Consider the following 23,655-nt stretch of genomic DNA (forward strand, 5'->3'; position numbering starts at 1 on the left):
CAAGATTAGCACGTCTTTTCGGAAAAACCTTGGTCTACTATGTTCAGAATCACCCTAATAAGCATATTTTTATTGTGGGATGGATCTCAGGGTTGGGCAGGTTTGAAACATTTCCAGCAGAATGGCGACGTAGTCCTCGGCCTGGCCGTGGAGATCAAAACTATCTGGTGCAACCAGCCAGTTTTCAATCAGCCCGGTAATATAACTACGCAGTAAGATAACGGCGTGAGCAAGACGCAAGTTTTTGGGTAACATTTCAGCATCAATACAACGCTGCAAACTGCTCTCAATTCTCTCGTTTCCTTCCATATAAAGTTCGCGTCTGGCCTGTTGTAAAACAGCCAGTTCACCTACAAACTCGCACTTATGGAAGATGATTTCGGTCATTAAGCGGCGGCGTTCATCGGCGACAGTTGCTTGTAATATGTAAATAAGTAACTCTCTGACAACAGAAAGTGGATCGTCAGGAAATTTTGCCCGATACTCAGTTTCTAAATCGCCAATACTGGACTCAGTTAGCTCCCAGATTTCATTAAACAAATCCGACTTATTTTTGAAATGCCAGTAAATTGCACCACGGGTTACACCAGCTGCTTTTGCGATATCTGCAAGCGAAGTTGCGGAAACTCCGTATTGTGAAAACAAGCGGATCGCAACATCCAGAAGGTGTTGGCGTGTTTCCAGTGCTTGTTGTTTGGTTTTTCGTGCCATAAGTGGGTGAAATAACGGTAGTTAGATTTACATACATTTGTGAATGTATGTACCATAGCACGACGATAATATAAACGCAGCAATGGGTTTGTGGACATTTGATCCATTGAACAACTTTGAAATCGGACACTCGAGGTTTACATATGAACAAAAACAGAGGGTTTACGCCTCTGGCGGCCATTCTGATGCTCTCAGGCAGCTTAGTACTTACAGGATGTAATGACAAAGAGACAAAACAGAGTGCGCCGCATACCCCGGAAGTGGGTGTGGTAACTCTGAAAAGTGCTCCTTTGCAGATAACTACAGAGCTTCCTGGCCGTACAAGCGCTTATCGTATTGCAGAAGTTCGCCCGCAAGTCAGTGGCATCATCCTGAAACGTAACTTCGAAGAAGGAAGTGAAATCAAGGCTGGCGTTTCGCTGTATCAAATCGACCCTGCAACATACCAGGCCGCATATGACAGCGCTAAAGGCGACCTCGCAAAAGCACAAGCAAGTGCAAATATTGCTCAGCTGACGCTTAAACGTTATCAGAAACTGTTAGGTACTAAGTACATCAGTCAACAAGACTACGACACTGCACTTGCCGATTCTCAACAGGCAAACGCATCTGTTGTGGCTGCTAAAGCCGCCGTTGAAACTGCTCGCATTAACCTTGCATATACCAAAGTGACTTCACCTATTAGCGGTCGCATTGGTAAGTCTTCTGTTACAGAAGGCGCTCTGGTGACTAGCGGACAAGCTTCTGCACTGGCAACCGTACAACAGCTCGACCCGATTTATGTCGATGTAACCCAATCCAGCAATGATTTCTTGCGCCTTAAGCAAGAGCTGGCTGAAGGCAAACTGAAACAAGAAAACGGTAAAGCTAAAGTCAAATTAGTGACCAACGACGGTATCACTTTCCCACAAGAAGGCTCTTTAGAGTTTTCTGATGTGACGGTTGACCAGACCACCGGTTCTATCACTTTGCGAGCTATCTTCCCGAATCCAGATAAAACGTTACTGCCGGGCATGTTTGTTCGCGCACAACTGGAAGAAGGTACCAATCCAAACGCACTGTTAGTTCCACAACAAGGTGTGACTCGTACACCGCGTGGTGATGCTTCAGCAATGGTTATTGGTAAAGATGACAAAGTAGAAGTACGCAATATCACCGCAGCTCAAGCTATCGGCGACAAATGGCTGGTAACCAGTGGGTTGAAGGATGGTGATCGCGTTATTGTGACCGGTTTGCAAAAAGTGAAACCCGGTGTTCAGGTGAAAGCGCAGGAAGTGGCGGCAGAAAATAAAGGCCAGGATCAAGCAGCCGCTGGCGCACAGTCTGAACAAACGAAGTCTTAACTTAAACAGGAGCCGTTAAGACATGGCTAAGTTTTTTATCGATCGCCCGATTTTTGCCTGGGTAATCGCCATCATTATTATGTTGGCGGGCGGGCTTGCGATCATGAAATTACCGATCGCGCAATATCCAACCATTGCGCCACCGGCAATTTCGATCTCAGCAAACTATCCAGGTGCAGATGCGAAAACGGTACAGGATACCGTTACACAGGTTATCGAACAGAACATGAACGGTATCGACAACCTGCTGTACATGTCCTCATCCAGTGATTCCTCTGGTTCTGTAACCATAACTATTACCTTTGATTCTGGTACTGACGCGGATATCGCCCAGGTACAGGTTCAGAACAAACTGCAACTTGCGATGCCACTGCTTCCTCAAGAAGTACAGCAGCAAGGTGTTAGCGTTGAGAAGTCCTCCAGTAGCTTCCTGATGGTTCTCGGTATGATCAACACCGATGGCTCCATGACACAGGAAGATATTTCGGACTACGTTGGCGCAACCATTAAAGACCCGATCAGCCGTACTCGCGGTGTCGGTGATGTTCAGCTGTTTGGTGCTCAGTACGCGATGCGTATCTGGATGGATCCGAACAAACTGAACAATTACCAGCTCACGCCGGTTGATGTTATTGCCGCTATCAAAGCGCAGAACGCCCAGGTAGCAGCAGGTCAGTTAGGTGGTACTCCACCAGTTAAAGGTCAACAACTTAACGCCTCAATCATTGCTCAGACCCGTTTAAAATCTGCCGATGAGTTCAGCAAAATTCTGCTGAAAGTGAATCAGGATGGCTCACGTGTTCTGCTTAAAGATGTGGCAAAAGTTGAGTTGGGCGGCGAGAACTATAACGTTGTTGCACGTTTCAACGGCCAACCTGCGTCTGGTTTAGGTATCAAGCTGGCAACCGGTGCTAACGCCCTGGATACCGCCAATGCGGTACGTGCCACTGTGGAAAAACTACAGCCCTTCTTCCCTGCGGGTCTGAAAGTTGTTTATCCATATGACACCACGCCATTCGTTAAAATCTCTATCAAAGAGGTAGTAAAAACCCTCGTTGAAGCAATCGTGCTGGTGTTCCTGGTAATGTATCTGTTCTTGCAGAACTTCCGCGCCACATTGATTCCAACGATTGCGGTACCGGTGGTACTGCTGGGGACGTTTGCCATCCTTGCCGTCTTTGGCTATTCGATAAACACCCTAACGATGTTCGGGATGGTGCTTGCGATAGGCTTGTTGGTTGATGATGCCATCGTGGTAGTAGAGAACGTTGAGCGTGTAATGGTGGAAGAAGGATTGCCACCAAAAGAAGCCACACGCAAATCAATGGAGCAGATTCAGGGCGCTCTGGTCGGGATCGCGATGGTACTGTCGGCGGTATTTATACCAATGGCATTCTTCGGCGGTTCTACAGGTGCAATCTATCGTCAGTTCTCTATTACCATCGTATCGGCAATGGTGCTTTCTGTACTGGTAGCAATGATTTTGACACCAGCACTTTGTGCCACCCTGCTTAAGCCAATCGCGAAAGGCGAGCACCACGAGAAGAAAGGCTTCTTCGGCTGGTTTAACAATATGTTCGACAAGAGCACGCATCACTATACCGACAGCGTCGGTAATATTTTGCGTAGCACCGGTCGTTACTTAGTGCTTTATCTGCTGATTGTGGTTGGCATGGCCTTCCTGTTTATTCGCCTGCCAAGTTCCTTCTTGCCAGATGAAGACCAGGGCGTGTTCCTGACCATGGCACAGCTGCCTGCGGGTGCAACACAAGAACGTACACAAGCCGTTCTTGATGATGTGACCAAGTACTACCTCGAAAAAGAGAAAGACAACGTTAACTCCGTATTTACCGTTAACGGCTTTGGCTTCTCTGGTCAGGGGCAGAACACCGGTCTGGCATTCGTATCCTTGAAAGATTGGGATGAGCGTCCAGGTGAAGAGAACAAGGTTCCGGCCATTGCAGCTCGCGCCAGTGCCGAGTTCTCGAAAATCAAAGATGCCATCGTGTTCGCATTTAACCTGCCAGCTATCGTTGAACTGGGTACTGCAACGGGCTTCGACTTCCAGTTGATTGACCAGGCAAACCTTGGTCACGAAAAACTGACTCAGGCGCGTAACCAGTTGTTTGGCGAAGTCGCTAAACACTCTGATCTGTTAGTGGGCGTGCGTCCAAACGGTCTGGAAGATACGCCGCAGTTCAAAATCGATATTGACCAGGAAAAAGCGCAAGCATTGGGCGTTTCTATCAGCGACATCAACACCACACTGGGTGCTGCATGGGGTGGTAGTTATGTGAACGACTTCATCGACCGTGGTCGTGTGAAGAAAGTTTACCTGATGGCTGATGCGCCATTCCGTATGCTACCAAGCGATATCAACAGCTGGTATGTTCGCGGCTCTACTGGGCAGATGGTGCCATTCTCAGCGTTCTCTTCTGCGCACTGGGAATACGGCTCACCGCGTCTGGAACGTTACAACGGTTTACCGTCCATGGAAATCCTTGGTCAGGCGGCTCCGGGTAAGAGTACCGGTGAAGCGATGGACCTGATGGAACAACTGGCCAGCAAACTGCCAACCGGTATTGGTTATGACTGGACGGGTATGTCCTATCAGGAACGTTTATCTGGTAACCAGGCCCCTGCCCTGTATGCCATTTCCCTGATAGTGGTGTTCCTGTGTCTGGCTGCACTGTACGAGAGCTGGTCGATTCCATTCTCGGTCATGCTGGTTGTTCCACTTGGGGTTGTCGGTGCACTGCTTGCCGCGACGCTGCGTGGGCTGACCAACGACGTGTACTTCCAGGTAGGCCTGCTGACAACCATTGGCTTGTCGGCGAAGAACGCGATACTTATCGTGGAATTCGCCAAAGACTTGATGGAGAAAGAAGGCAAAGGCTTAATTGAAGCTACGCTGGAAGCTGTTCGTATGCGTCTACGTCCAATTCTGATGACATCACTGGCGTTTATCCTCGGGGTAATGCCACTGGTAATCAGCTCCGGTGCAGGCTCTGGTGCACAGAACGCCGTAGGTACAGGGGTAATGGGCGGGATGGTTACTGCAACAGTCCTGGCTATCTTCTTCGTACCAGTGTTCTTCGTGGTAGTTCGCCGTCGCTTCAGCCGTAAGTCTGAAGATGTCGAACACACTCACGCTGTTGAGCACCACAAGTAAGTCTTAAATCTGCAATTAAAAGGCCGCGCAAGCGGCCTTTTTTATATCTGCGGCCCTATTTGTCATATTAATAAATAACGATAGCTGCTGGCTTTTTCTACGATAGGTTTCTAAATGTTGCAATAAAAACTCAGTTGGAGTTGAATATGATGACAAGATATTTCTTAAATTCACTGGCAGATAAGGCAAGAAGGTTCATACTTATATATTAGGAAGATTCTTAATTAACCTCTTATTTACACCTCGTTTAAGATTCATTGCGATAACACAAAATTAACCTATTGAATATAAACTGCTTTCCTAAACATTCACTTAAGTTAATTTATCAGACAATGCTTTTAAAAAAAGTGAAAGTCTTAATAAACATTACGTTAGAGTAAACAGCTTTGCTGTAAATGTAATTTTTCGTAATAGTGAAAGGAAATCTACTACGGATTGATTTATAGTAAACGTATATGGAATAATCGTTGTAATTGATTCCCACCTCATCCAGGTGTGTCCACCCCAAGGCGTTTTGTTTATCAAATTTTCTTCGATAAAAAGGGGCTGCATTATGGACGAATACTCACCAAAACGGCATGATATCGCGCAGCTTAAATTTCTCTGCGAAAACCTGTATCATGACTGCCTTACCAACCTTGGCGAGAGTAATCATGGTTGGGTTAATGATCCTACTTCGGCCATTAACTTGCAGTTGAATGAATTGATTGAGCATATTGCTGCTTTCGCACTTAATTACAAAATTAAGTACGATGATGAGAGTAAATTGATTGAACAAATTGACGAATATTTAGACGATACATTTATGCTGTTCAGTAACTATGGCATCAATGCCCAAGACTTGCAGAAATGGCGTAAGTCCGGGAATCGGTTATTCCGATGTTTCGTCACAGAGAGTCGCGCTAACCCTGTAAGCCTCTCCTTTTAGAACTATTACAAGATGTAATAAGGTGATTTCATGACAACAAAACCACTAACTAAGACCGATTATTTGATGCGCCTGCGACGCTGCCAAACAATTGACACTTTAGAGCGCGTAATCGAAAAGAATAAATACGAATTACCAGATAATGAGTTGGCTGTATTTTATTCAGCAGCAGACCATCGTCTGGCTGAACTGACCATGAATAAGCTTTACGATAAAATACCACCATCTGTATGGAAATTTATCCGCTAATACCCCTTAACTGTTATTACCTTTATGGTTTCAGACTGACATGCTGTTGTAATCAGCGACAAATGGATTCAGGAACTCTTTTTGTCACTTAATAGCGTGCTAAATAGATATTTATCCTGGGCTGTTCAGCTTTCGAGATACAAGCTGCTCATCGCTCTTTTGTAAGGCTTGCTACATTCTGTCCGTCGCTTCCCTTAATTTGTGATTGTTAATAGCACATTTAACCATGTGATTACCGTCACAAAAAGGAGCTATAGCCACATTAATTACAAACTAATCGCTTAGGGTAACGGGTGTCCTGTCTATTTTAAAAGGCATCACCATGAGTGAAGAAAAAAACAAAATGATTGCAGGCGAATTTTATCGCCCTGCAGACCAACAGCTCCGAGATGACCGCGTAAAAGCGCGCCATCTGATTCACCGTTTTAATCACACCGCTCCAGATGAAAAAGCCATTCGTAGTGAACTGCTCGAACAACTATTAGGCCAAAGTCTGGATGCCTATATTGAACCATCGTTTCGTTGTGATTACGGCTACAATATTTTCCTCGGCAAAAACTTCTACGCCAATTTTGACTGTGTGATTCTCGACGTTTGTCCTGTTCACATCGGTGAGAATTGCATGTTGGCTCCAGGTGTTCATATTTATACTGCGACTCATCCGCTGGATGCTGAAACGCGCAACAATGGTGTTGAGTTCGGTAAACCTGTCACGATTGGCAATAATGTCTGGATTGGCGGGCGCGCGGTTATCAACCCTGGTGTGACTATTGGCGATAATGTAGTGATAGGTGCCGGCTCCGTCGTCACTAAAGATATTCCGGCGAATTCGGTAGTTGCAGGAAACCCAGCTCGGCTGATTAAAATGGTGCCTGACACGCCACATTAACTGTTATGGTTTTTTATGGCGAAACTGTTACTTTTTTACCCTCGCAGGGCTTCTTAAAATAACAGTTCTCTGCCTGTCGCGTTCCCGTTCAGAAGGCCATCATGACTGAAATTCAGCGTCTGCTCACCGATACAATCGAACAACTCAATGCGGAAGAAAAGCGCGACAATCGCCCGCGTTTTAGCATCAGCTTTATTCGCAAGCATCCGGGGTTATTTATTGGCATGTGGATAGGTTGGTTCGCAACTCTATGGGTGATGCTGGAATCGGATACTCTGTCGGGATCGGTTTGGCTATTGGTTGTGTTGTTTGCGCTGCTAAACGGCTTTTTCTTTTTTGATGTGAATCCCCGTTATCGCTATGACGACATTGATGTGCTGGATTTACGCGTTTGCTATAACGGTGAGTGGTACAACACGCGTAACGTTCCACCCACATTGATCGATAAAATCCTGCATTCCCCTGGTGTTGACGAACAACAAAAATCGCTACTGCATAAGATGGTGGCGACGAAAGGCGAGCTCTCATTTTACGATATTTTCTCGCTCGGACGTCCGTAACGTTCACAACTTATAAGAGACAAGGGGCGAAATGCCCCTTGTCTTAACGCCGCTTCTTCCCGCCCTGCACCGCTTTGAAACGCGGGTTACTTTTGCAAATCACATACAGCCGCCCTTTACGCTTCACAATCTGGCAATCTGGATGGCGTTGCTTTGCACTACGTAATGAATTTAGAACCTGCATCTCTTACTCCCCCTTGCCAAAAAAACGACCGAAACGCTGCTGGAAACGAGCCGGACTGCCTTCATTGGTGAATGTTCTTTGTTTACCCGTGTAATGTGGATGAGAGGCCGATGAAACCTCCAGTGTGATATAGGGATATTTCACACCCTCAAGCTCAATTTCCCGGTCTGTCTTGATAGTCGAACCCACTTTAAAGAACTCATTGGCGGTGGTGTCGTGGAACACGACTGTTCGATAGAAAGGATGGATGTCACGTTTCATTTTCTTTTCCAAGATATGTTATAACATAACAGTAAAGTAAAAGATGAATGAAAAAAAAGCAAGCCTGTTTGGCTACAAACCTTAATAACCGTTGATTGCCAAATTCTGCAAAAGCTTAGAACCCCGCCCAGCAATAACTTAGAAGATAACAATATTGGGCGGCGTGGCGCAGTTGCGGCAATGTCATTTCCACGAACAACATATCAATCAAGAAGGGATAAACCATGAGTCAGCGCTGTCGTTGTGGAAATTATTGTTGGGTTAAAACATCAAAACGTGACGGGAAAACATCTGAATTACGTGGAGTGCAAAATGAGCAAAACAACGACCCAGGCATTGCCAATACTCGATCTCTTAGCCCTTGATGGCACCGACACCGACCGTGCAGTCTTTCTTGAACAACTACGCCATGCCGCTCGTGACATCGGCTTCTTTTATCTGATTAATCATGGCATCAGCCCGGAACTGCAACAGGCTGTTCAGGATGAAGCCCAGCTGTTTTTCTCTTTGCCTGATGCAGAAAAACAAAAAGTCGCGATGATTCACTCCCCCCATTTTCGTGGTTACAACCGCGCCGCCAGCGAATTAACACGTGGAAAACCTGACTGGCGTGAGCAATTTGATATTGGTGCTGAACGCCCGGTACTTTCCGTCAGTCCATCACAGCCTGGCTGGCTGCGTCTGCAAGGGCCCAACCTGTGGCCTGAATCGCTGCCAACTCTCAAGCCGACTCTGTTGCAATTTCAGCGCGAAATGACCGCTGTGGCGTTGAAATTACTACGCACTTTTGCATTAGCGTTGAAGTTACCGGCTAATAGCTTTGATGACCTGTATGGCAACAAACCCAACGAGCATATCAAGCTGATTCGCTATCCCGGCCAACAGGCTACCGATAGTAATCAGGGTGTTGGCGCTCACAAGGACTCCGGCTTCCTAAGCTTCCTGCTACAAGACAGGCAGCAGGGTTTACAGGTTGAAGTCAGCCCCGATAACTGGATAGATGCAGCCCCCCTACCCGGCAGTTTTGTGGTGAATATTGGTGAGTTGCTTGAACTGGCAACCAATGGCTACTTGCGCGCCACGGTTCATCGCGTGGTTTCTCCTCCGCCTGGGCAGGAGCGCCAGTCCATCGCATTTTTCCTCGGCGCACAGTTAGATGCCGTGGTTCCGGTTTATACATTGCCCCCTGAGCTTGCAAGCCAGGCTCATGGCCCGGAAAGCGATCCTCACAACCCGTTACTGCGTGATGTTGGTTGGAATTACCTGAAAGGCCGCCTGCGATCTCATCCCGACGTGGCGGAACGTTATTACCCGGATGTCTTGCGTAGCAGCACTGAACTCATCGCTTAAATATTGAAGGAAACCACCATGAAATATGCCTCTTTTAAACTGGCAGGGATCGCGTTGTCTTTGACTCTGGCTTTCAGTGCTCAAGCAGCAGATACCTTACGTATTGCAGCAGATGCTGTACCACACGCAGAAATTCTGGCCTTTGTGCAGAAACTCGATCCTAATTTAAAGCTCAAAGTCATTGAGCTCAGTAACGGCGTAAATGCCAACGAACTACTGGCCAACGGCGATGTGGACGCCAACTACTTCCAGCATGTTCCGTATTTACGCGACCAGGAGAAAGCGTTAGGTAAAAAATTCACCGTTGCGGCCACTGTTCACATCGAGCCACTGGGGATTTATTCACACAAATATAAAGACCTGAAATCGGTGCCGGAAAATGCCACCATCGCCTTACCAAATAACGTTACCAACCTAAGTCGGGCTCTTTATCTATTGCAGGACAAAGGGCTTATCACGCTGAAACCTGAATTTAAAGATGCTGCGCAAAACCAGGCGACGCCGCGCGATATCGCCAGCAATCCTAAAAAGCTAAAAATTATTGAAATCGAAGCGCCGCAACTGCCGCGTTCGCTTGATGATGTCGATTTAGCCGTGATTAATGGTAACTACGCATTGGAAGCTGGGTTAACGCCGTCAAAAGATGCGCTGGGCCTGGAAAGTGCCACTCATAACCCGTATGCCAATATTCTGGTTACCAACCCAAATCTGGCAAACGATCCACGCATCAAGGAGCTGGCGAAAGATCTGCAATCACCGCAGGTTGCTGACTTTATTCGCAAGCAGTTTAATGGCTCAGTGATCCCGGTTGCTACGCCACAGTCATGATAACCCTTGAGCGGCTGAGCAAAGTGTATGCCGGAGGAGGCCAACCGGCACTGGATGATGTCTCATTGATTGTGCCAGACGGCGCAATCTACGGCATTCTAGGGCGCAGTGGCGCTGGGAAAAGCACCTTGATTCGCTGCCTTAATTTGTTGGAGCGGCCCACTTCGGGCCGCATTCTGATGCAAGGTGTCGATATCACCACGCTCAATAACCGGGAGTTGCGAGTGCATCGCCAACGCACCGGAATGGTATTCCAACACTTCAACCTGATTCATGCGCGAAATGTGGCGGACAACATTGCCGTACCGTTAGAAATTGCGGGCCTGCCTCGTGAAGAGCGGCAAAAGCGCATCACTGAACTACTCGAGTTAGTAGGCCTTAGCGATAAAGCACAGGCTTTTCCTTCACAGCTATCCGGTGGGCAAAAACAGCGTGTAGGAATTGCTCGCGCGCTGGCTGCTCATCCTGATGTTCTGCTGTGTGATGAAGCAACCAGCGCATTAGATAGTGAAACCACCGCATCCGTGTTGGCACTCCTGAAAGATATTAACCTCAAGCTTGGCGTCACCATTGTGCTGATAACCCATCAACTGGAAGTCGTGAAAGCTATCTGCGACCACGCAGCATTGCTGGAAAACGGCAGGCTTATAGAAAGTGGCTCGTTATCTGAATTACTGCTCATCCCCAGCTCCCGTCTGCGCCAGGCGTTGCTCCCTGGAGATGCGGCCGAACAAGCATTCTTACGCCGTATCGGTGTGACAAGGAGTCTATTATGCGAAGTCGCCTAGACTGGGATGATTTATGGCCATTACTGTTAGATGGTTCACTGGATACGCTGTACATGGTCAGCCTCGCGGCACTCTTAACCGTGCTGATTGGATTGCCGTTGGGGGTGTTGTTATTCCTCACTCGCCGTGATGGCGTATTGCCCGCTCCGCTATTTAATCAGGTCATTGGTAGTGTCGTGAATGTCGGTCGTTCACTGCCGTTTATTGTGCTGTTAATTGCGCTGATCCCCTTTACCCGCATAATTATCGGCACCACGTTAGGCAGCACAGCCGCAGTGGTTCCAATAACAATTGGTGCCTTCCCCTTCTTTGCGCGGGTAGTAGAAAACGCGTTAGATGAAGTCGATAAAGGTCGCATTGAGGCCATTTTATCCATGGGAGGAAATGTCTGGCATATCATCAGCAAAGTACTGCTGCCCGAAGCGCTGCCTGCTCTACTTGCAGGGATCACGCTGACCATCGTAATGCTAATTGGTTTTTCATCGATGGCTGGTGTGATTGGCGGCGGAGGTTTGGGAGACCTCGCAATTCGCTACGGCTATCAGCGATTTAATGACCAGGTCATGGTTGGCACCGTTGTCATTCTGGTGGCGATGGTGCAATTAGTACAAAGTATTGGAGACCGTCTGGTACGCCGCCTGGCGCACCGACGTTAAAGCATTTGATGTCGCTACGTTAATCCAGCCTCCAAGACCCGTAGGGTGGATTAACGTCAGCGACATCCACCATTTGCAGTGGATCCCGTTTATGCTTTCTCGCGCACCAGCAAAGTAGTCAGCGTAAATGACAATCCTAATGCCAGTGCCACTCCCATCAAAGCAAAGATAAAGTATGGCCCGATGTAAGCCGGCAGGCTGAAAATACTCGACAAAATATAGCCATACAAACGCACACCGAAGAAGGCAATAAATGCCGAGGCGATGGAGCTGGCAATCGTGGCGGCGATAAACGCTTTCTTGTAGCGCGTCAGAACACCAAACAATGCAGGTTCGGTAATACCCAGCAATGCGGAAATAGCCGCAGGCAGAACCACCGCTCTTTCTTCGCGAGATTTACTTTGTTTCCAGATGGCAAACGTTGATCCGGCAATCGCCATATTAGCCATAAACATCATTGGCATAAGCATGTCGTAGCCGCGGTCGGTAAAGTTTTGCAGCGCGATTGGTGTCATCGCGTGGTGCATTCCGGTCAAAATAGCTACCGGGCGAATAGCCCCCACTACCAATCCTGCAAAACTTGCGGATACACCAAACAGCCCTTCAATAAACCACGCCAACGCTTTACCCAAATAGATCCCCAACGGCCCGATCACCACCAGCGCAACTAACGCGGCGAGGAACAAAGTGAGCGTCGGAGTAAATACCGTTTTCAATACATCCGGCATAAACCGGTCCACCCAGCGATGGATGTAGCTCAGGGCCAGAACCGAGAAAATCACCGGGATCACGCTCGAGGCGTAGTTAAATACCGAAACAGGCACCACGTTCAGAAAATAGAACGTATCAACAGCATTAGACGCATGACTTGCCAGTAACTTTGCCGCTTCGATAAGCGATGGATACATCAGGCAGGCCGCCACCGCTGCGGCCAGGTATTCGTTAGTTTTAAAGATACGTGCCGCAGAGATAGCGAGGAAAAACGGTAAAAAATAGAACACGCCGCTGGCAATTAAATCGATGACAATTACCGTATCGCTTTTTGCCGAAACGAATTTAAGCGCAATCAAACCTGCTAACAGACCTTTGATCATCCCGGCGCCAGCGATAGCGGGAACAATCGGCCCAAATACGCCCGATACGGTATCCATAAACATCGACACCAGGCTTTTACGGGCTTTCTTGTCAGTCGCGGGGGCAATTTGCTCACCAGATGTCTCCAGCGCGCTGTTCAGCTGTTCGTACCAACTGTTCACCTGCGGGCCAATAATAATCTGGAATTGGTCACTCTGAATCTGCGCCCCTAATACACCGGGGATTTTTTTAATTTCGGACTGATCAATTTTATTCTCATCAATCAGAGAGAAGCGTAAGCGCGTCATACAGTGCCAGGCTTTGTTAATATTATCCGCACCACCTACAAGGTGAATAATATTATTAATGGCATCACGAGTCCCCATCTGTCGCTCCCAAAGAATTACTAATTATTATGTGTTGAATGCCTGAGATGGTAGAGAATCGAAAGAACCAAAACAAACCAATAAACTTTGAACAACATCACAATTACGCCTATCAAAGGGCATTAAACACCTCAAACTAACAAATTGGTATGGTTTTTAGGTTGCACACAACTATTTTACGGACCAATAAAAATAAGCAAAAATAATGGTTTACCCACATATAAAAATAAGGTGATAGTAAATAACAGAAGCCTTTAATTGATGAGTAAATGACCGCGATTGACAAGGTCTGTGGAGTAATCTCGTGCAACCAACCATTATTGAAAATATTGAATGTTTTATTACCCGCCCTGACCGTCACAACCTGATTACGGTGCGTGTCACCACCAATAAGGGTGTAATAGGTCATGGATGTGCGACCTTCCAGCAACGCCCACTGGCAGTAAAAGTAATGGTCGATGAATATCTCAAACCACTGCTAATAGGGCGCGATGCCAATAACATTGAAGATCTGTGGCAGATGATGATGGTCAACGCTTACTGGCGCAACGGACCGGTTATTAATAACGCTATCGCAGGTGTCGATATGGCGCTTTGGGATATTAAAGGCCAACTGGCAGGAATGCCGCTATACCAACTTCTGGGCGGTAAATCGAAAGACGCTATCGCGGCATATAGCCACGCCGCCAGTGAAACGCTTGAAGGTTTGTATCTGGAAGTCGACAAACTTTTGGCACAAGGTTATCGCTACATTCGCTGTCAGTTAGGGTTTTATGGCGGAACACCTCAGGGGTTGCATGCTACAAAGACACCTACACCGGGCGCCTACTACGATCAGGACGAATACATGGCCAATACTGTGGCAATGTTTAAGGCGCTGCGCGAAAAGTACGGCAACCAGTTCCATATACTTCACGATGTGCATGAGCGTCTGTTCCCGCAACAAGCGGTGCAACTGGCAAAAGCTCTTGAGCCATACCAGCCATGGTTTATCGAAGACATTCTACCGCCGCAACAAAGCGCCTGGCTTGAGCAGGTTCGCGCGCATTCTTCGGTTCCACTTGCTTTGGGGGAGCTATTTAATAACCCTGCCGAATGGCATGATTTGATTGTTAATCGCCGCATCGATTTTATCCGCTGCCACGTTTCGCAAATTGGTGGAATCACCCCTGCATTGAAGCTCGCTATTCTATGTCAGGCATTCGGTGTACGCCTGGCATGGCATGGCCCATCGGATATGACGCCTATTGGCGTGGCGGTAAATACCCATTTAAATATCCATCTGCACAATGCAGCGATTCAGGAATTTATTCCCAATAAGCCAAATACCGAATCGGTCTTTCCAGGCAGCCCGGTTGCGGAGAAGGGCTATATTTATCCGCTTGAAAAACCGGGTATTGGCGTAGGTTTCGACCAACAAAAAGCGGAAACCTTCCCGGTGGAATATCGCCCACATGAGTGGACGCAAAGCCGCTTACCAAACGGAGCCATTCACACTCCCTGAATGCCCTGCCGCCAGGCCAAATTATCGTGGTTATAGGGGGTAACGTAGGTACAGGAATAATTGATATCAATGATATCGCTGATTTCAAAAACCCGTCCTCCGTCAAGAATTCCCCGGTTGATGATGTGCATCGCCGGGATACCTTTTTTACACTCCAGCAATACCGCCTGCTCTTTACTGACTGCTACCGCCTGATAACTGGTTAACAGGTGCGAAATCCGCAACCCTTTACTCAGCACATATTGTTGAATCGAGCGCTCGATGACCTGCTGGTTCAGATCGGGAAAATCCTGTACCGGCATGCGCGAAATCTCAATTTGTATCTTTTGATTTTCGACATATCGCAGGCGGCAAAATTGCCAAATGTAGTCATCTTTACCCAAACCAAATACCTGCTGCTCTTCGCGATTGGGTAATTTCTTATGCAGATTGACCATGCGAAAAGCTATCTGGTCGAAATGCTTCTCGGTGATGGAGTTATAAACCAGTGGGTTGTTTCTTGCCTGCGGATTAATCCAAATCCCGGAGCCCTGAATAATCTCAATGACCCCAATACTGACCAACTTTTCCAGCGCTTTACGAATCGTGAAACGCGAGACATCATATTCCATTGCTAATTGGCGCTCAGGCGGTAATTTGCGCCTTTGGTTATCGTTGCGCTGATAAATTTTGCTCAGTAGATCCTGAATAACAAACTCTTTTTTCTTCATTTATTGCTCACCAGACGCTCGCTTTCACAGGTTATCCCACTACAGAGGTAGGAAAACATAACATCACCTATTCATGTGAGATAGACTGTTCTCGTCTATGAAAAACCATTATAAAAACTAACTCTTAACTGGGTCTAAAAGAATGACATCCCGAAAGCTCATCAGCCTGGTAAGCGGTGTACTTATTTTGGCAGTTTTGCTACCAATTCTGTTAAGCATTTATCTTGCTCATCGTAATGCCGAACACGCATTTCACGATGAATTAGTAGAGTTTGCCGATCACGCATTGCTTCGCACCGGCAAAGTCATCGACCAGGCTGTTTCTGCGATTAATGATATTAACCGCTTTAATGACAATACATGTTCGCAAGCGCACGCGGAAGCCATGCATCGTATCGCTCTTGAATATCGCTACGTGCAAGAAGTGATGTTCCAGCAAGATGCGCATATTTTGTGTACTTCACTGGAGTCCATTACTCATAGTGCTACATTAGGTAAGCCAGACCGTCAGGGCATTCATGGTTTTAACGCTTGGTATACCACTCCACCGATACCCGATTTTCAACGCAAGATGGTATATATCGGCAAAAAGCCTCATCTTGCATTAATTGACCCAATGTCATTTATTGATGTTCTCCCCTTTGGTAGTTACACGTTAAATATTGCGATGATTGGGCTGCATAATAATCAGATCATTGCCAGCAACAGCCGATATATCCCCGAGACATGGCACGAAGCGCTGAAACAAGGTACGGACGAATTTCAAAGCAACAACAATTTCTACGTGATTCGTCGGGATAATAATCTTGGTCTGGCCATGATTGCCTGGGCGTCAATGGAACCCCTGACGACCGCCTGGTATCAGCAATTGTTTATCTGGCTGCCTGTGGGCTTAATTATAAGCCTCGCTGCAGGTGGACTCTTGATTAGTATTTTGCGTCGATTGTTATCACCTCGAAACAGGCTGATGGATGCTATTAAAAACAATGAATTTAGCGTGGTTTATCAACCTATTGTTCATCTTCAAAGTGGCGAGATTGTCGGTGCGGAAGCCTTAATTCGTTGGCAGCAACAAGATGGCTCAATGTTAAACCCGGATGTGTTTATCCCACTGGCGGAGCAAACCGGGTTGGTAACACAATTAACAGAGCAGGTCATTAAGCGCATTTTCCTTGAGTTGGGCGACTGGTTAAGCAAGCATCCTCATCATCATATTTCTGTGAACATGGGTGTTCAGGATGCGCGTAGCCTGCATATTCTTGATATCACTCGTCCGTACCTGGCACGTTATTCAGTTAATCCAAAACAGATAGCATTTGAGATTACTGAACGTGGCTTTTCTGACCCGAAAATTACAGCACCGATTATTGCGCAATATCGAAAGGCCGGGCACGCCATCTATATTGATGATTTTGGAACCGGTTATTCCAGCCTGAGTTATTTACAAGATCTGGATGTAGATATCCTTAAAATAGATAAATCATTCGTCGATGCTCTCGAATATAAAAATGTCACTCCGCATATTATTGAAATGGCAAAGGCTCTGGGTATTTTGATGGTGGCCGAAGGCATTGAAACCCCCAGTCAGGCGGCATGGTTGCGTAAACAGGGTGTGCAGTACGGACAGGGCTGGTTCTTCAGTAAAGCCCTGCCTAAAAATGAATTTATCGAGTGGGTAGCAGGCTCTTGTGCCAGGAAATCAAAAATTCCCTGAAAACACTACTTCACACCAAGACGTTTCGCCAGGCGGTGTAAATTAGCGACATCTAGTTGCAACTGCCGGGCACTCGCAGCCCAATTCCCCGCATTAGCCTCCAGCGTGCTGATAATAATCCGCCGCTGGAAATCATCAGTTGCCGTCCGCAAGTTATCGACCTCAGCCACGCGGGCTACAGCTGTACTTGCAGGTTTAGCCTCAACATCCATCAGTTGAAAATGCTGCGGTTCCAGCCAGATTTCTCCATCCGGTTTACCGGAGCGCGCAAGCACAGTGGCGCGATAAAGAGCATGCTCCAGCTCGCGAATATTTCCGGGCCAGTCGTATCGACGCAGTAATTCCCGAGCGCCATCCGTTAAGGCGACCTGTTTCAGCCCCATTTTTACGCGGCTTTGCTCACAGAAGAACCCAGCCAATAGAGTGATGTCATCGCCACGCTCGCGTAGCGGTGGAACGTGCAGTGGGAAGACGCTTAAACGGTGGAATAGATCGGCACGAAAATCACCTGCTAGTACGTGCTGCTTTAAGTCACGATTGGTCGCCGCCAGCACCCGCACATTTACCCTTTGGCTGCTGTCATCGCCCACACGCTGAATATCGCCATACTGTAAAACTCGCAACAATTTTGCCTGTAGCGTTAATGGCAGTTCCCCTATTTCATCGAGGAATAGCGTGCCGTTATCCGCCATTTCAAATTTGCCGGTTCGATGATGAATTGCCCCGGTAAATGCCCCCTTTACGTGACCAAACAGTTCACTTTCCGCCACGCTTTCCGGTAATGCCGCACAGTTGAGATACACCAGCGGATTTGCGGCACGTACCGACCCACTGTGAATAGCACGCGCCACCAGCTCTTTCCCAACACCCGTTTCCCCAGTTATCAGCACATTCAGGTCAGAACCGGCGACAATTTCTATCTCTTTCTTAAGCTGCATAATCCCTGCAGACAAGCCCACCATCTCGGCACTGCTGGTTTTGCTCGTAATGGGAGTGGAGACAACAGCAGGCGTTTGGTTTTCAAGCTGTTCCATCAACAAGGCATTATTCAGTGCCCCTGCGGCCAACACGCTAATTAAGCGCAATTCTTCATCGCTGAAATGATCGAACTGCAAAGGGTCCATACCATCCACGGTTAATGCACCTATCAGGTTCTGATCGGCAAATAGTGGTAACCCAAGACAGGCATGGACTTTTAAGTCGGTGTGGTCAGGAATGAGTCCATCATAAGGATCGGGCAATTCACTTTCTGCCGGGAAGCGCACCACGTCCCCTGCCCGTGCTATTGCTTCCAGGCGAGGATGGGCATCTAAATCAAAACGTCGACCAAGCACATCTTGCGCCAGCCCATCAATTGCCAGCGGGCGAAACTGCCGCGCTTCATAACGCAGTAGCGCCGTGGCATCTCCCCCTAAAAGTTGGCGCAAAGTGCGAATTAAACGAGCAAAGCGATCCTGATGAGAAATGCCGCTTTGCAGGTCAATGGCAATGTTGGCAAGGGAGGTAATTGAAAGGCTCATAAGCGGCTCCAGAGGACGATTCTCGCTAACTTAGCCCTTGATAGTCAAAAAGACAATTCAATTGTCAAAAAGACTAATATTATAATTGTCATTTTGACAATAAAAAGTTAAAAAAAACAAATATATTCATATTAATCAATATTATAAAAAGTTGGCACGCCATTTGTAATAACTCAAATACGAGCACCGTTTTTTCATTCTTTTTGAGGTACTGACAAATGGTTATTCAGGTTAAAAACAACATTCAATGGGTTGGTCAACGTGACTGGGAAGTGCGTGATTTTCACGGCACCGAATACAAAACGCTGAAAGGCAGTAGCTACAACAGCTATCTGATCCGTGAAGAGAAAACGGTACTCATCGACACTGTTGACCATAAATTCAGCCGTGAGTTTGTGCAGAACCTGGCTGCCGAAATTGACCTGAATAGCCTCGATTACATCATTATCAATCACGCGGAAGAAGACCATGCGGGTGCGCTGACGGAATTGATGTCACGCATTCCCAACACACCGATTTACTGTACCGCCAACGGCGTGGACTCCATCAACGGCCACCACCATCACCCGGAGTGGAATTTCCACGTAGTGAAAACTGGCGATAGCCTGGACATCGGCAACGGCAAGCAACTGATTTTCGTTGAAACACCTATGCTGCACTGGCCTGACAGCATGATGACTTACATGACCGGTGACGCAGTGCTATTTAGTAACGATGCTTTTGGCCAACACTATTGTGATGAGCATCTGTTTAACGATGAAGTCGATCAGGCCGAGCTATTTGAACAATGCCAGCGCTACTACGCCAACATTCTGACCCCGTTTAGCCGCCTGGTCACTCCCAAAATCACCGAAATTCTCGGCTTCAATCTGCCGGTAGATATGATTGCGACGTCTCACGGTGTGGTATGGCGCGATAACCCAACACAAATCGTGGAGTTGTACTTAAAGTGGGCGGCTGATTATCAAGAAGATCGCATCACGATTTTCTACGACACCATGTCCAACAACACCCGTATGATGGCGGATGCTATTGCCCAAGGGATCAACGAAGTCGATCCGCGCGTGACGGTGAAAATTTTCAACGTTGCCCGCCATGATAAAAACGAGATCCTCACTAATGTGTTCCGCTCCAAGGGAGTGCTGGCAGGAACATCCACGATGAATAACGTGATGATGCCGAAAATTGCAGGCCTGGTTGAGGAGATGACCGGCCTGCGTTTTCGTAATAAACGCGCCAGCGCATTCGGTTCCCATGGCTGGAGTGGCGGTGCAGTAGACCGACTCTCTACCCGCTTGCAGGATGCCGGTTTTGAAATGTCACTAAGCCTAAAAGCGAAATGGCGCCCGGATATCGATGCGCTCGCAATCTGTCGTGAACACGGTCGCGAAATTGCCCGCCAGTGGGCGTTAACGCCGCTCGCTTCTGCGCCCTTTGTAGCACCGCAAGAAAGCATGGTTGAAAAGCCAGCCTGCGCCGATTTAGGCCCACAAATGCAATGCAGTGTTTGTCAGTGGATTTACGACCCACAAACCGGCGAACCGATGCAGGATGTCGCGCCAGGAACGCCGTGGAGCGAAGTGCCGGACAGCTTCCTGTGCCCTGAATGCTCGCTTGGGAAAGACGTATTTGACGTGCTGGCAACGGAGGCAAAATGAAGCATGGCATTGTGATCGTCGGTTCGGGCTTTGCCGCCCGCCAGCTGGTGAAAAATATCCGCAAACATGACGCGCAGGTACCGGTGCGCATGATTGCCGCCGACAGCATGGACGAATACAACAAGCCCGATCTCAGCCATGTTATCAGCCTGAATCAGCGAGCTTGCGACCTCACGCGGCAACATGCCGGTGAATTTGCTGAACAGTTTGACCTGACGCTAAACGCCAACAGTTGGGTGTCAGGTATCGACACTCGCGAACGCCTGGTGAAATGCGGTGACCAGCAATGGCAGTACGACAAACTGGTGCTGGCAACGGGTTCCCGCGCCCTCCTGCCGCCAATTGAAGGCAAAGAGCTGATGCTGACGCTCAACAGCCAGCAGGAATATCTGGCCTGTGAATCAACGCTGCGCGAGGCTAAACGCGTGATGATTCTGGGCGGCGGTTTGATTGGCACCGAACTGGCGATGGATTTTTGCCGCGCTGGGAAGCAGGTGATTCTGGTGGATAACGCCGCCAGCCTGCTCGCCTCGTTGATGCCTGCGGAGGTTAGCAGCCGTTTGCAGCAGCGGCTGAACCAAATGGGCGTCGAACTGTTGTTTAATCAGCGGCTTGAATCACTCAGCCAAACACCACAGGGAATTCATGCGGCATTGAGCAACGGGCGAATAGTCACCGTGGATGCCGTGGTAGCGGCGATTGGCCTGCGTCCAAACGTCGACCTGGCGCAGCACGCCGGGCTGGCGGTAAACCGTGGGATTCAGGTGAACCGCCAGTTGCAGACATCTGACGCGAATATTTATGCCCTCGGTGATTGCGCGGAAATCGACGGCAAAGTGCTGCCGTTCCTGCAACCGATTCAGTTCAGCGCCATGACGCTTGCCAAAAATCTGCTGGGAGCCGCCGACGGCCTGAATCTCCCCGCGATGCTGGTAAAAGTGAAAACGCCGGAGTTGCCGCTACATCTGGCGGGTGAAACGCAACGCCATGATTTGGCCTGGCAAATCAGCACCGAGCAGCAGGGTCTGATTGCCAAAGGCTATGACGAAGCACAGCAGTTACGGGCGTTTATTGTCAGCGAAGCGCACATGAAAATGGCGTTTGGATTGTTACGGGAATTGCAGGTTTAGCGGATGTTCATGCGGGTGGCGCTAGATATGATGTCAGCGCCGCCCGCGTGACGTTACTCGTCAAGAATTGGCGCAAAGCCACCATAGATCATACGTTTGCCATCAAATGGCATCGACTCGCCAAACTCTTTCATCCTTGGGTCAGACATCATCCTGGCATTGGCGGCATCCCGCACTTCTTTTGATGGATACTCAATCCAGCTAAACACCACTTCTTCGCTCTCTTCGGCTTTCACCGCCATGCGAAAATCGGTGAGTTTGCCGTCGGGCACATCGTCGGCCCAACATTCCACGACGCGTAACGCACCGAATTCTTTAAACAACGGTGCGGCTTTTGCGGCTAACTGCTTGTATTCATCCTTTTTTGCTGCGGGTACAGCAACAACAAAACCATCAACATAATTCATTGTGAACCTCCACGGTGTGGGGAATACGGGTAGATAATTTCCACCCGTGATGATTACGATTGATAAGTTTAGTCGTTAAGAATGAACACTACCTGTTCATAATTTGAGCAGCATCTCATATTGGGTAATGGGATCCTGACGGTAGCCACTGCTCAGATAAAGCGGTGCCAGTTGCTCAGGAATAGCTGTTGCGGTGAATAATCCAGGGAAACGTTCACGTAATAGCGTAAGCAATTTTTTCGCCTGCCCTTTGCCACGTGCCATCGGGTCAACATAGAGCATCCGTAATCTGGGCTTAGGGGTTGTGGCAACCATTGCGTATGCAGTGTCATTGAGAACGAATGCTTTGCCCGGTAATTTATATAGCGTTTCAGGTGCGCTTAACCACGGCAGATTCAGGCTTTCATCCCTCATCATTTTTTTCGCCATCACTAGCGGGTCGATTTCCTGCAATTCGCCGGTTTCTGTAAACTGCGGTGACTGAATGGTATCAAACCCGACCAATGTCTGCTGGCGAACAAACCCCATACGTTCATACAGTGACACTCCACTCTCGTTGCCAACAATAACTTCCAGCCAAAAGTTACGGTCACCACGCGCTCGCGCACCATCAATTAACTCCTGCATGAACTGTTTGCCAAATCCCTGCCCACGCAATTCAGGACGAATCGCGAATGCAGCGAGGCGACAGCTCTGCCCACGGCGCGTGATGAGCGCCAGCGCTTTTGGCTCACCATTTTGCGTCCAGACTCGGCTGTCATTGAGACTGAGATCTTCAGCGCTAAAACGTGAAGCAAAAGTTTCACCATCAATAGTGAAAGGGACCAGATACCCTTCAAAACAGTGGGAAAGAATTTCAGCCAACTGATGGCTATTCCAGTGCGCCGCCGCGTTGCTGATTACCTTGCTATTCATCGCTACCTCATCCAATGGGGGTTTGGCTTCAACATTAGGGTACGACGGTCGGTTCAACCAGGTTTTTTTGTGCTTTGGGTGCAATACGGAACCATGGTAAGCAGAGTTGGATAAGCGGGCCGATTGCCAGCGCGTACAACACTGTACCCACACCAAATGTGCCTCCCATCAGCCAACCGGCTAGTAAAACCGTCAACTCAATCGCTGTTCGCACACTACGCACAGACCAGCCAGTACGGGCATTGATTCCAGTCATCAAGCCATCACGCGGGCCAGAGCCAAAACCCGCGCCGATGTACATTCCGGTAGCGATGGCATTCACCAAAATAGCGGCAAAGAGCAAGAAGCTTCGTGCCACCAATGACTCAATCGGCGGCATTAATGCTAATGCCGCATCTGCGGCAAGCCCCAAAACAATCACGTTGCTTATCGTGCCCAATCCCGGTTTCTGGCGCAGCGGAATCCACAGCAACAACACCAATGCCCCGACACCTATCATCACCATGCCAATGTTGAGGGAGAAGATTTGGGCCACTCCTAAGTGGAATACGTTCCAGGGGTCAGCACCTAAATTGGCACGGACGAACATAGCCGTGGACACACCGTACAGCACCAGCCCGATGTAAAGTTGCAGCAAGCGACGAGCGATCATTATCTTCACCTCAGAGATCTTTTGTGGCTTTACTATTATGGAAAATGGTTACTATATTAAGGTCCA

At 48.2% G+C, this 23,655-nt stretch carries 23 protein-coding genes; 14 read left to right on the forward strand and 9 right to left on the reverse strand.

Annotated elements, in window-relative coordinates; all coding sequences use genetic code 11:
* Nucleotides 1-69: 69 nt before the first annotated feature.
* Nucleotides 70-711 (reverse strand): multidrug efflux transporter transcriptional repressor AcrR, encoded by a 642-nt coding sequence (acrR, locus tag EDF88_RS08190; RefSeq protein ID WP_064516704.1) that lies wholly within the window; start codon nt 709-711, stop codon nt 70-72.
* A gap of 143 nt (nt 712-854) precedes the next feature.
* Between acrR and acrA the strand changes: the two genes are divergently transcribed.
* The 6 genes from acrA (at nt 855) to EDF88_RS08220 (ending at nt 7,852) form a co-directional block, all read left to right on the forward strand.
* The gene (gene acrA, locus EDF88_RS08195; protein ID WP_134183992.1) at nt 855-2,054 is read left to right on the forward strand and encodes a multidrug efflux RND transporter periplasmic adaptor subunit AcrA; all 1,200 of its coding nucleotides are present in this window, start codon (nt 855-857) and stop codon (nt 2,052-2,054) included.
* Nucleotides 2,055-2,076: 22 nt separating this feature from the next.
* On the forward strand, nt 2,077-5,226 hold the full coding sequence (gene acrB / locus EDF88_RS08200; protein WP_134183994.1) for a multidrug efflux RND transporter permease subunit AcrB: 3,150 nt from the start codon (nt 2,077-2,079) through the stop codon (nt 5,224-5,226).
* Nucleotides 5,227-5,779: 553 nt separating this feature from the next.
* Nucleotides 5,780-6,154 carry an Hha toxicity modulator TomB gene (gene tomB, locus EDF88_RS08205; protein ID WP_034458068.1) on the forward strand — a complete coding sequence of 125 codons (375 nt, stop codon included), beginning with the start codon at nt 5,780-5,782 and terminating at the stop codon, nt 6,152-6,154.
* Nucleotides 6,155-6,184: 30 nt separating this feature from the next.
* Nucleotides 6,185-6,403 (forward strand): HHA domain-containing protein, encoded by a 219-nt coding sequence (locus tag EDF88_RS08210; protein ID WP_034458066.1) that lies wholly within the window; start codon nt 6,185-6,187, stop codon nt 6,401-6,403.
* A gap of 322 nt (nt 6,404-6,725) precedes the next feature.
* Complete coding sequence (maa, locus tag EDF88_RS08215; protein ID WP_064516698.1) at nt 6,726-7,292, forward strand: maltose O-acetyltransferase; 567 nt, start codon at nt 6,726-6,728, stop codon at nt 7,290-7,292.
* Nucleotides 7,293-7,393: 101 nt separating this feature from the next.
* Nucleotides 7,394-7,852 carry a YlaC family protein gene (locus EDF88_RS08220; RefSeq protein WP_134183996.1) on the forward strand — a complete coding sequence of 153 codons (459 nt, stop codon included), beginning with the start codon at nt 7,394-7,396 and terminating at the stop codon, nt 7,850-7,852.
* Nucleotides 7,853-7,895: 43 nt separating this feature from the next.
* Here EDF88_RS08220 and ykgO read toward each other — a convergent pair whose 3' ends face one another.
* Together ykgO and EDF88_RS08230 are read right to left on the reverse strand one after the other, a co-directional pair.
* On the reverse strand, nt 7,896-8,036 hold the full coding sequence (gene ykgO / locus EDF88_RS08225; protein WP_034458060.1) for a type B 50S ribosomal protein L36: 141 nt from the start codon (nt 8,034-8,036) through the stop codon (nt 7,896-7,898).
* 3 nt (nt 8,037-8,039) lie between these two features.
* A complete protein-coding gene (locus EDF88_RS08230) occupies nt 8,040-8,297 on the reverse strand; it encodes a type B 50S ribosomal protein L31 (RefSeq protein ID WP_064516693.1) in 258 nt (85 codons plus the stop codon).
* 312 nt (nt 8,298-8,609) lie between these two features.
* Between EDF88_RS08230 and EDF88_RS08235 the strand changes: the two genes are divergently transcribed.
* The 4 genes from EDF88_RS08235 to EDF88_RS08250 are packed head-to-tail and all read left to right on the forward strand — an operon-like array spanning nt 8,610 to nt 11,919.
* Complete coding sequence (locus tag EDF88_RS08235) at nt 8,610-9,647, forward strand: isopenicillin N synthase family oxygenase (RefSeq protein ID WP_134183998.1); 1,038 nt, start codon at nt 8,610-8,612, stop codon at nt 9,645-9,647.
* Nucleotides 9,648-9,665: 18 nt separating this feature from the next.
* Nucleotides 9,666-10,475: a MetQ/NlpA family ABC transporter substrate-binding protein gene (locus EDF88_RS08240; protein ID WP_034458056.1), complete on the forward strand. Its 810-nt coding sequence runs from the start codon at nt 9,666-9,668 to the stop codon at nt 10,473-10,475.
* Nucleotides 10,472-11,263 (forward strand): ATP-binding cassette domain-containing protein, encoded by a 792-nt coding sequence (locus EDF88_RS08245; RefSeq protein WP_134184000.1) that lies wholly within the window; start codon nt 10,472-10,474, stop codon nt 11,261-11,263. Before EDF88_RS08240 ends, EDF88_RS08245 begins: the two co-directional genes overlap by 4 nt.
* Nucleotides 11,248-11,919 (forward strand): methionine ABC transporter permease, encoded by a 672-nt coding sequence (locus EDF88_RS08250; protein ID WP_134184002.1) that lies wholly within the window; start codon nt 11,248-11,250, stop codon nt 11,917-11,919. Before EDF88_RS08245 ends, EDF88_RS08250 begins: the two co-directional genes overlap by 16 nt.
* Nucleotides 11,920-12,008: 89 nt before the next feature.
* Here the strand turns inward: EDF88_RS08250 and EDF88_RS08255 are convergent, their stop codons facing one another.
* Nucleotides 12,009-13,379: a PTS transporter subunit EIIC gene (locus tag EDF88_RS08255; protein ID WP_134184004.1), complete on the reverse strand. Its 1,371-nt coding sequence runs from the start codon at nt 13,377-13,379 to the stop codon at nt 12,009-12,011.
* A 304-nt stretch (nt 13,380-13,683) separates the two neighbouring features.
* On the opposite strand from EDF88_RS08255, the gene EDF88_RS08260 reads away from it, so the two are divergent.
* On the forward strand, nt 13,684-14,883 hold the full coding sequence (locus EDF88_RS08260) for an enolase C-terminal domain-like protein (RefSeq protein WP_134184006.1): 1,200 nt from the start codon (nt 13,684-13,686) through the stop codon (nt 14,881-14,883).
* On the opposite strand, the gene EDF88_RS08265 is transcribed toward EDF88_RS08260, so the two are convergent.
* Nucleotides 14,871-15,593 carry a GntR family transcriptional regulator gene (locus EDF88_RS08265; protein ID WP_134184008.1) on the reverse strand — a complete coding sequence of 241 codons (723 nt, stop codon included), beginning with the start codon at nt 15,591-15,593 and terminating at the stop codon, nt 14,871-14,873. The two genes, EDF88_RS08260 and EDF88_RS08265, sit on opposite strands and share 13 nt — an antisense overlap.
* Nucleotides 15,594-15,735: 142 nt before the next feature.
* Here EDF88_RS08265 and EDF88_RS08270 point away from each other — a divergent pair, with 142 nt between their 5' ends.
* Nucleotides 15,736-17,307 carry an EAL domain-containing protein gene (locus EDF88_RS08270; RefSeq protein WP_134184010.1) on the forward strand — a complete coding sequence of 524 codons (1,572 nt, stop codon included), beginning with the start codon at nt 15,736-15,738 and terminating at the stop codon, nt 17,305-17,307.
* Between the two features lie 5 nt (nt 17,308-17,312).
* On the opposite strand, the gene norR is transcribed toward EDF88_RS08270, so the two are convergent.
* Complete coding sequence (gene norR, locus EDF88_RS08275; RefSeq protein ID WP_064516679.1) at nt 17,313-18,827, reverse strand: nitric oxide reductase transcriptional regulator NorR; 1,515 nt, start codon at nt 18,825-18,827, stop codon at nt 17,313-17,315.
* Between the two features lie 218 nt (nt 18,828-19,045).
* Here norR and norV point away from each other — a divergent pair, with 218 nt between their 5' ends.
* The gene (norV, locus tag EDF88_RS08280; protein WP_134184012.1) at nt 19,046-20,485 is read left to right on the forward strand and encodes an anaerobic nitric oxide reductase flavorubredoxin; all 1,440 of its coding nucleotides are present in this window, start codon (nt 19,046-19,048) and stop codon (nt 20,483-20,485) included.
* Nucleotides 20,482-21,615, forward strand: coding sequence for an NADH:flavorubredoxin reductase NorW (gene norW, locus EDF88_RS08285; RefSeq protein WP_134184014.1), 1,134 nt, complete (start codon nt 20,482-20,484; stop codon nt 21,613-21,615). The genes norV and norW overlap by 4 nt, the downstream gene beginning before the upstream one ends.
* Nucleotides 21,616-21,668: 53 nt before the next feature.
* Here norW and EDF88_RS08290 read toward each other — a convergent pair whose 3' ends face one another.
* The 3 genes from EDF88_RS08290 to EDF88_RS08300 all read right to left on the reverse strand — a co-directional run bounded on the left by EDF88_RS08290 (nt 21,669) and on the right by EDF88_RS08300 (nt 23,586).
* Nucleotides 21,669-22,022: a DUF1428 family protein gene (locus EDF88_RS08290; RefSeq protein WP_134184016.1), complete on the reverse strand. Its 354-nt coding sequence runs from the start codon at nt 22,020-22,022 to the stop codon at nt 21,669-21,671.
* Nucleotides 22,023-22,118: 96 nt separating this feature from the next.
* Nucleotides 22,119-22,937, reverse strand: coding sequence for a GNAT family N-acetyltransferase (locus EDF88_RS08295; protein ID WP_134184019.1), 819 nt, complete (start codon nt 22,935-22,937; stop codon nt 22,119-22,121).
* 34 nt (nt 22,938-22,971) lie between these two features.
* Complete coding sequence (locus EDF88_RS08300) at nt 22,972-23,586, reverse strand: hypothetical protein (protein WP_134184205.1); 615 nt, start codon at nt 23,584-23,586, stop codon at nt 22,972-22,974.
* Nucleotides 23,587-23,655: the final 69 nt, after the last annotated feature.

This window comes from Buttiauxella sp. BIGb0552 (assembly GCF_004366275.1).
In the GTDB taxonomy this organism is placed as follows: Bacteria; Pseudomonadota; Gammaproteobacteria; order Enterobacterales; family Enterobacteriaceae; genus Buttiauxella; species Buttiauxella gaviniae.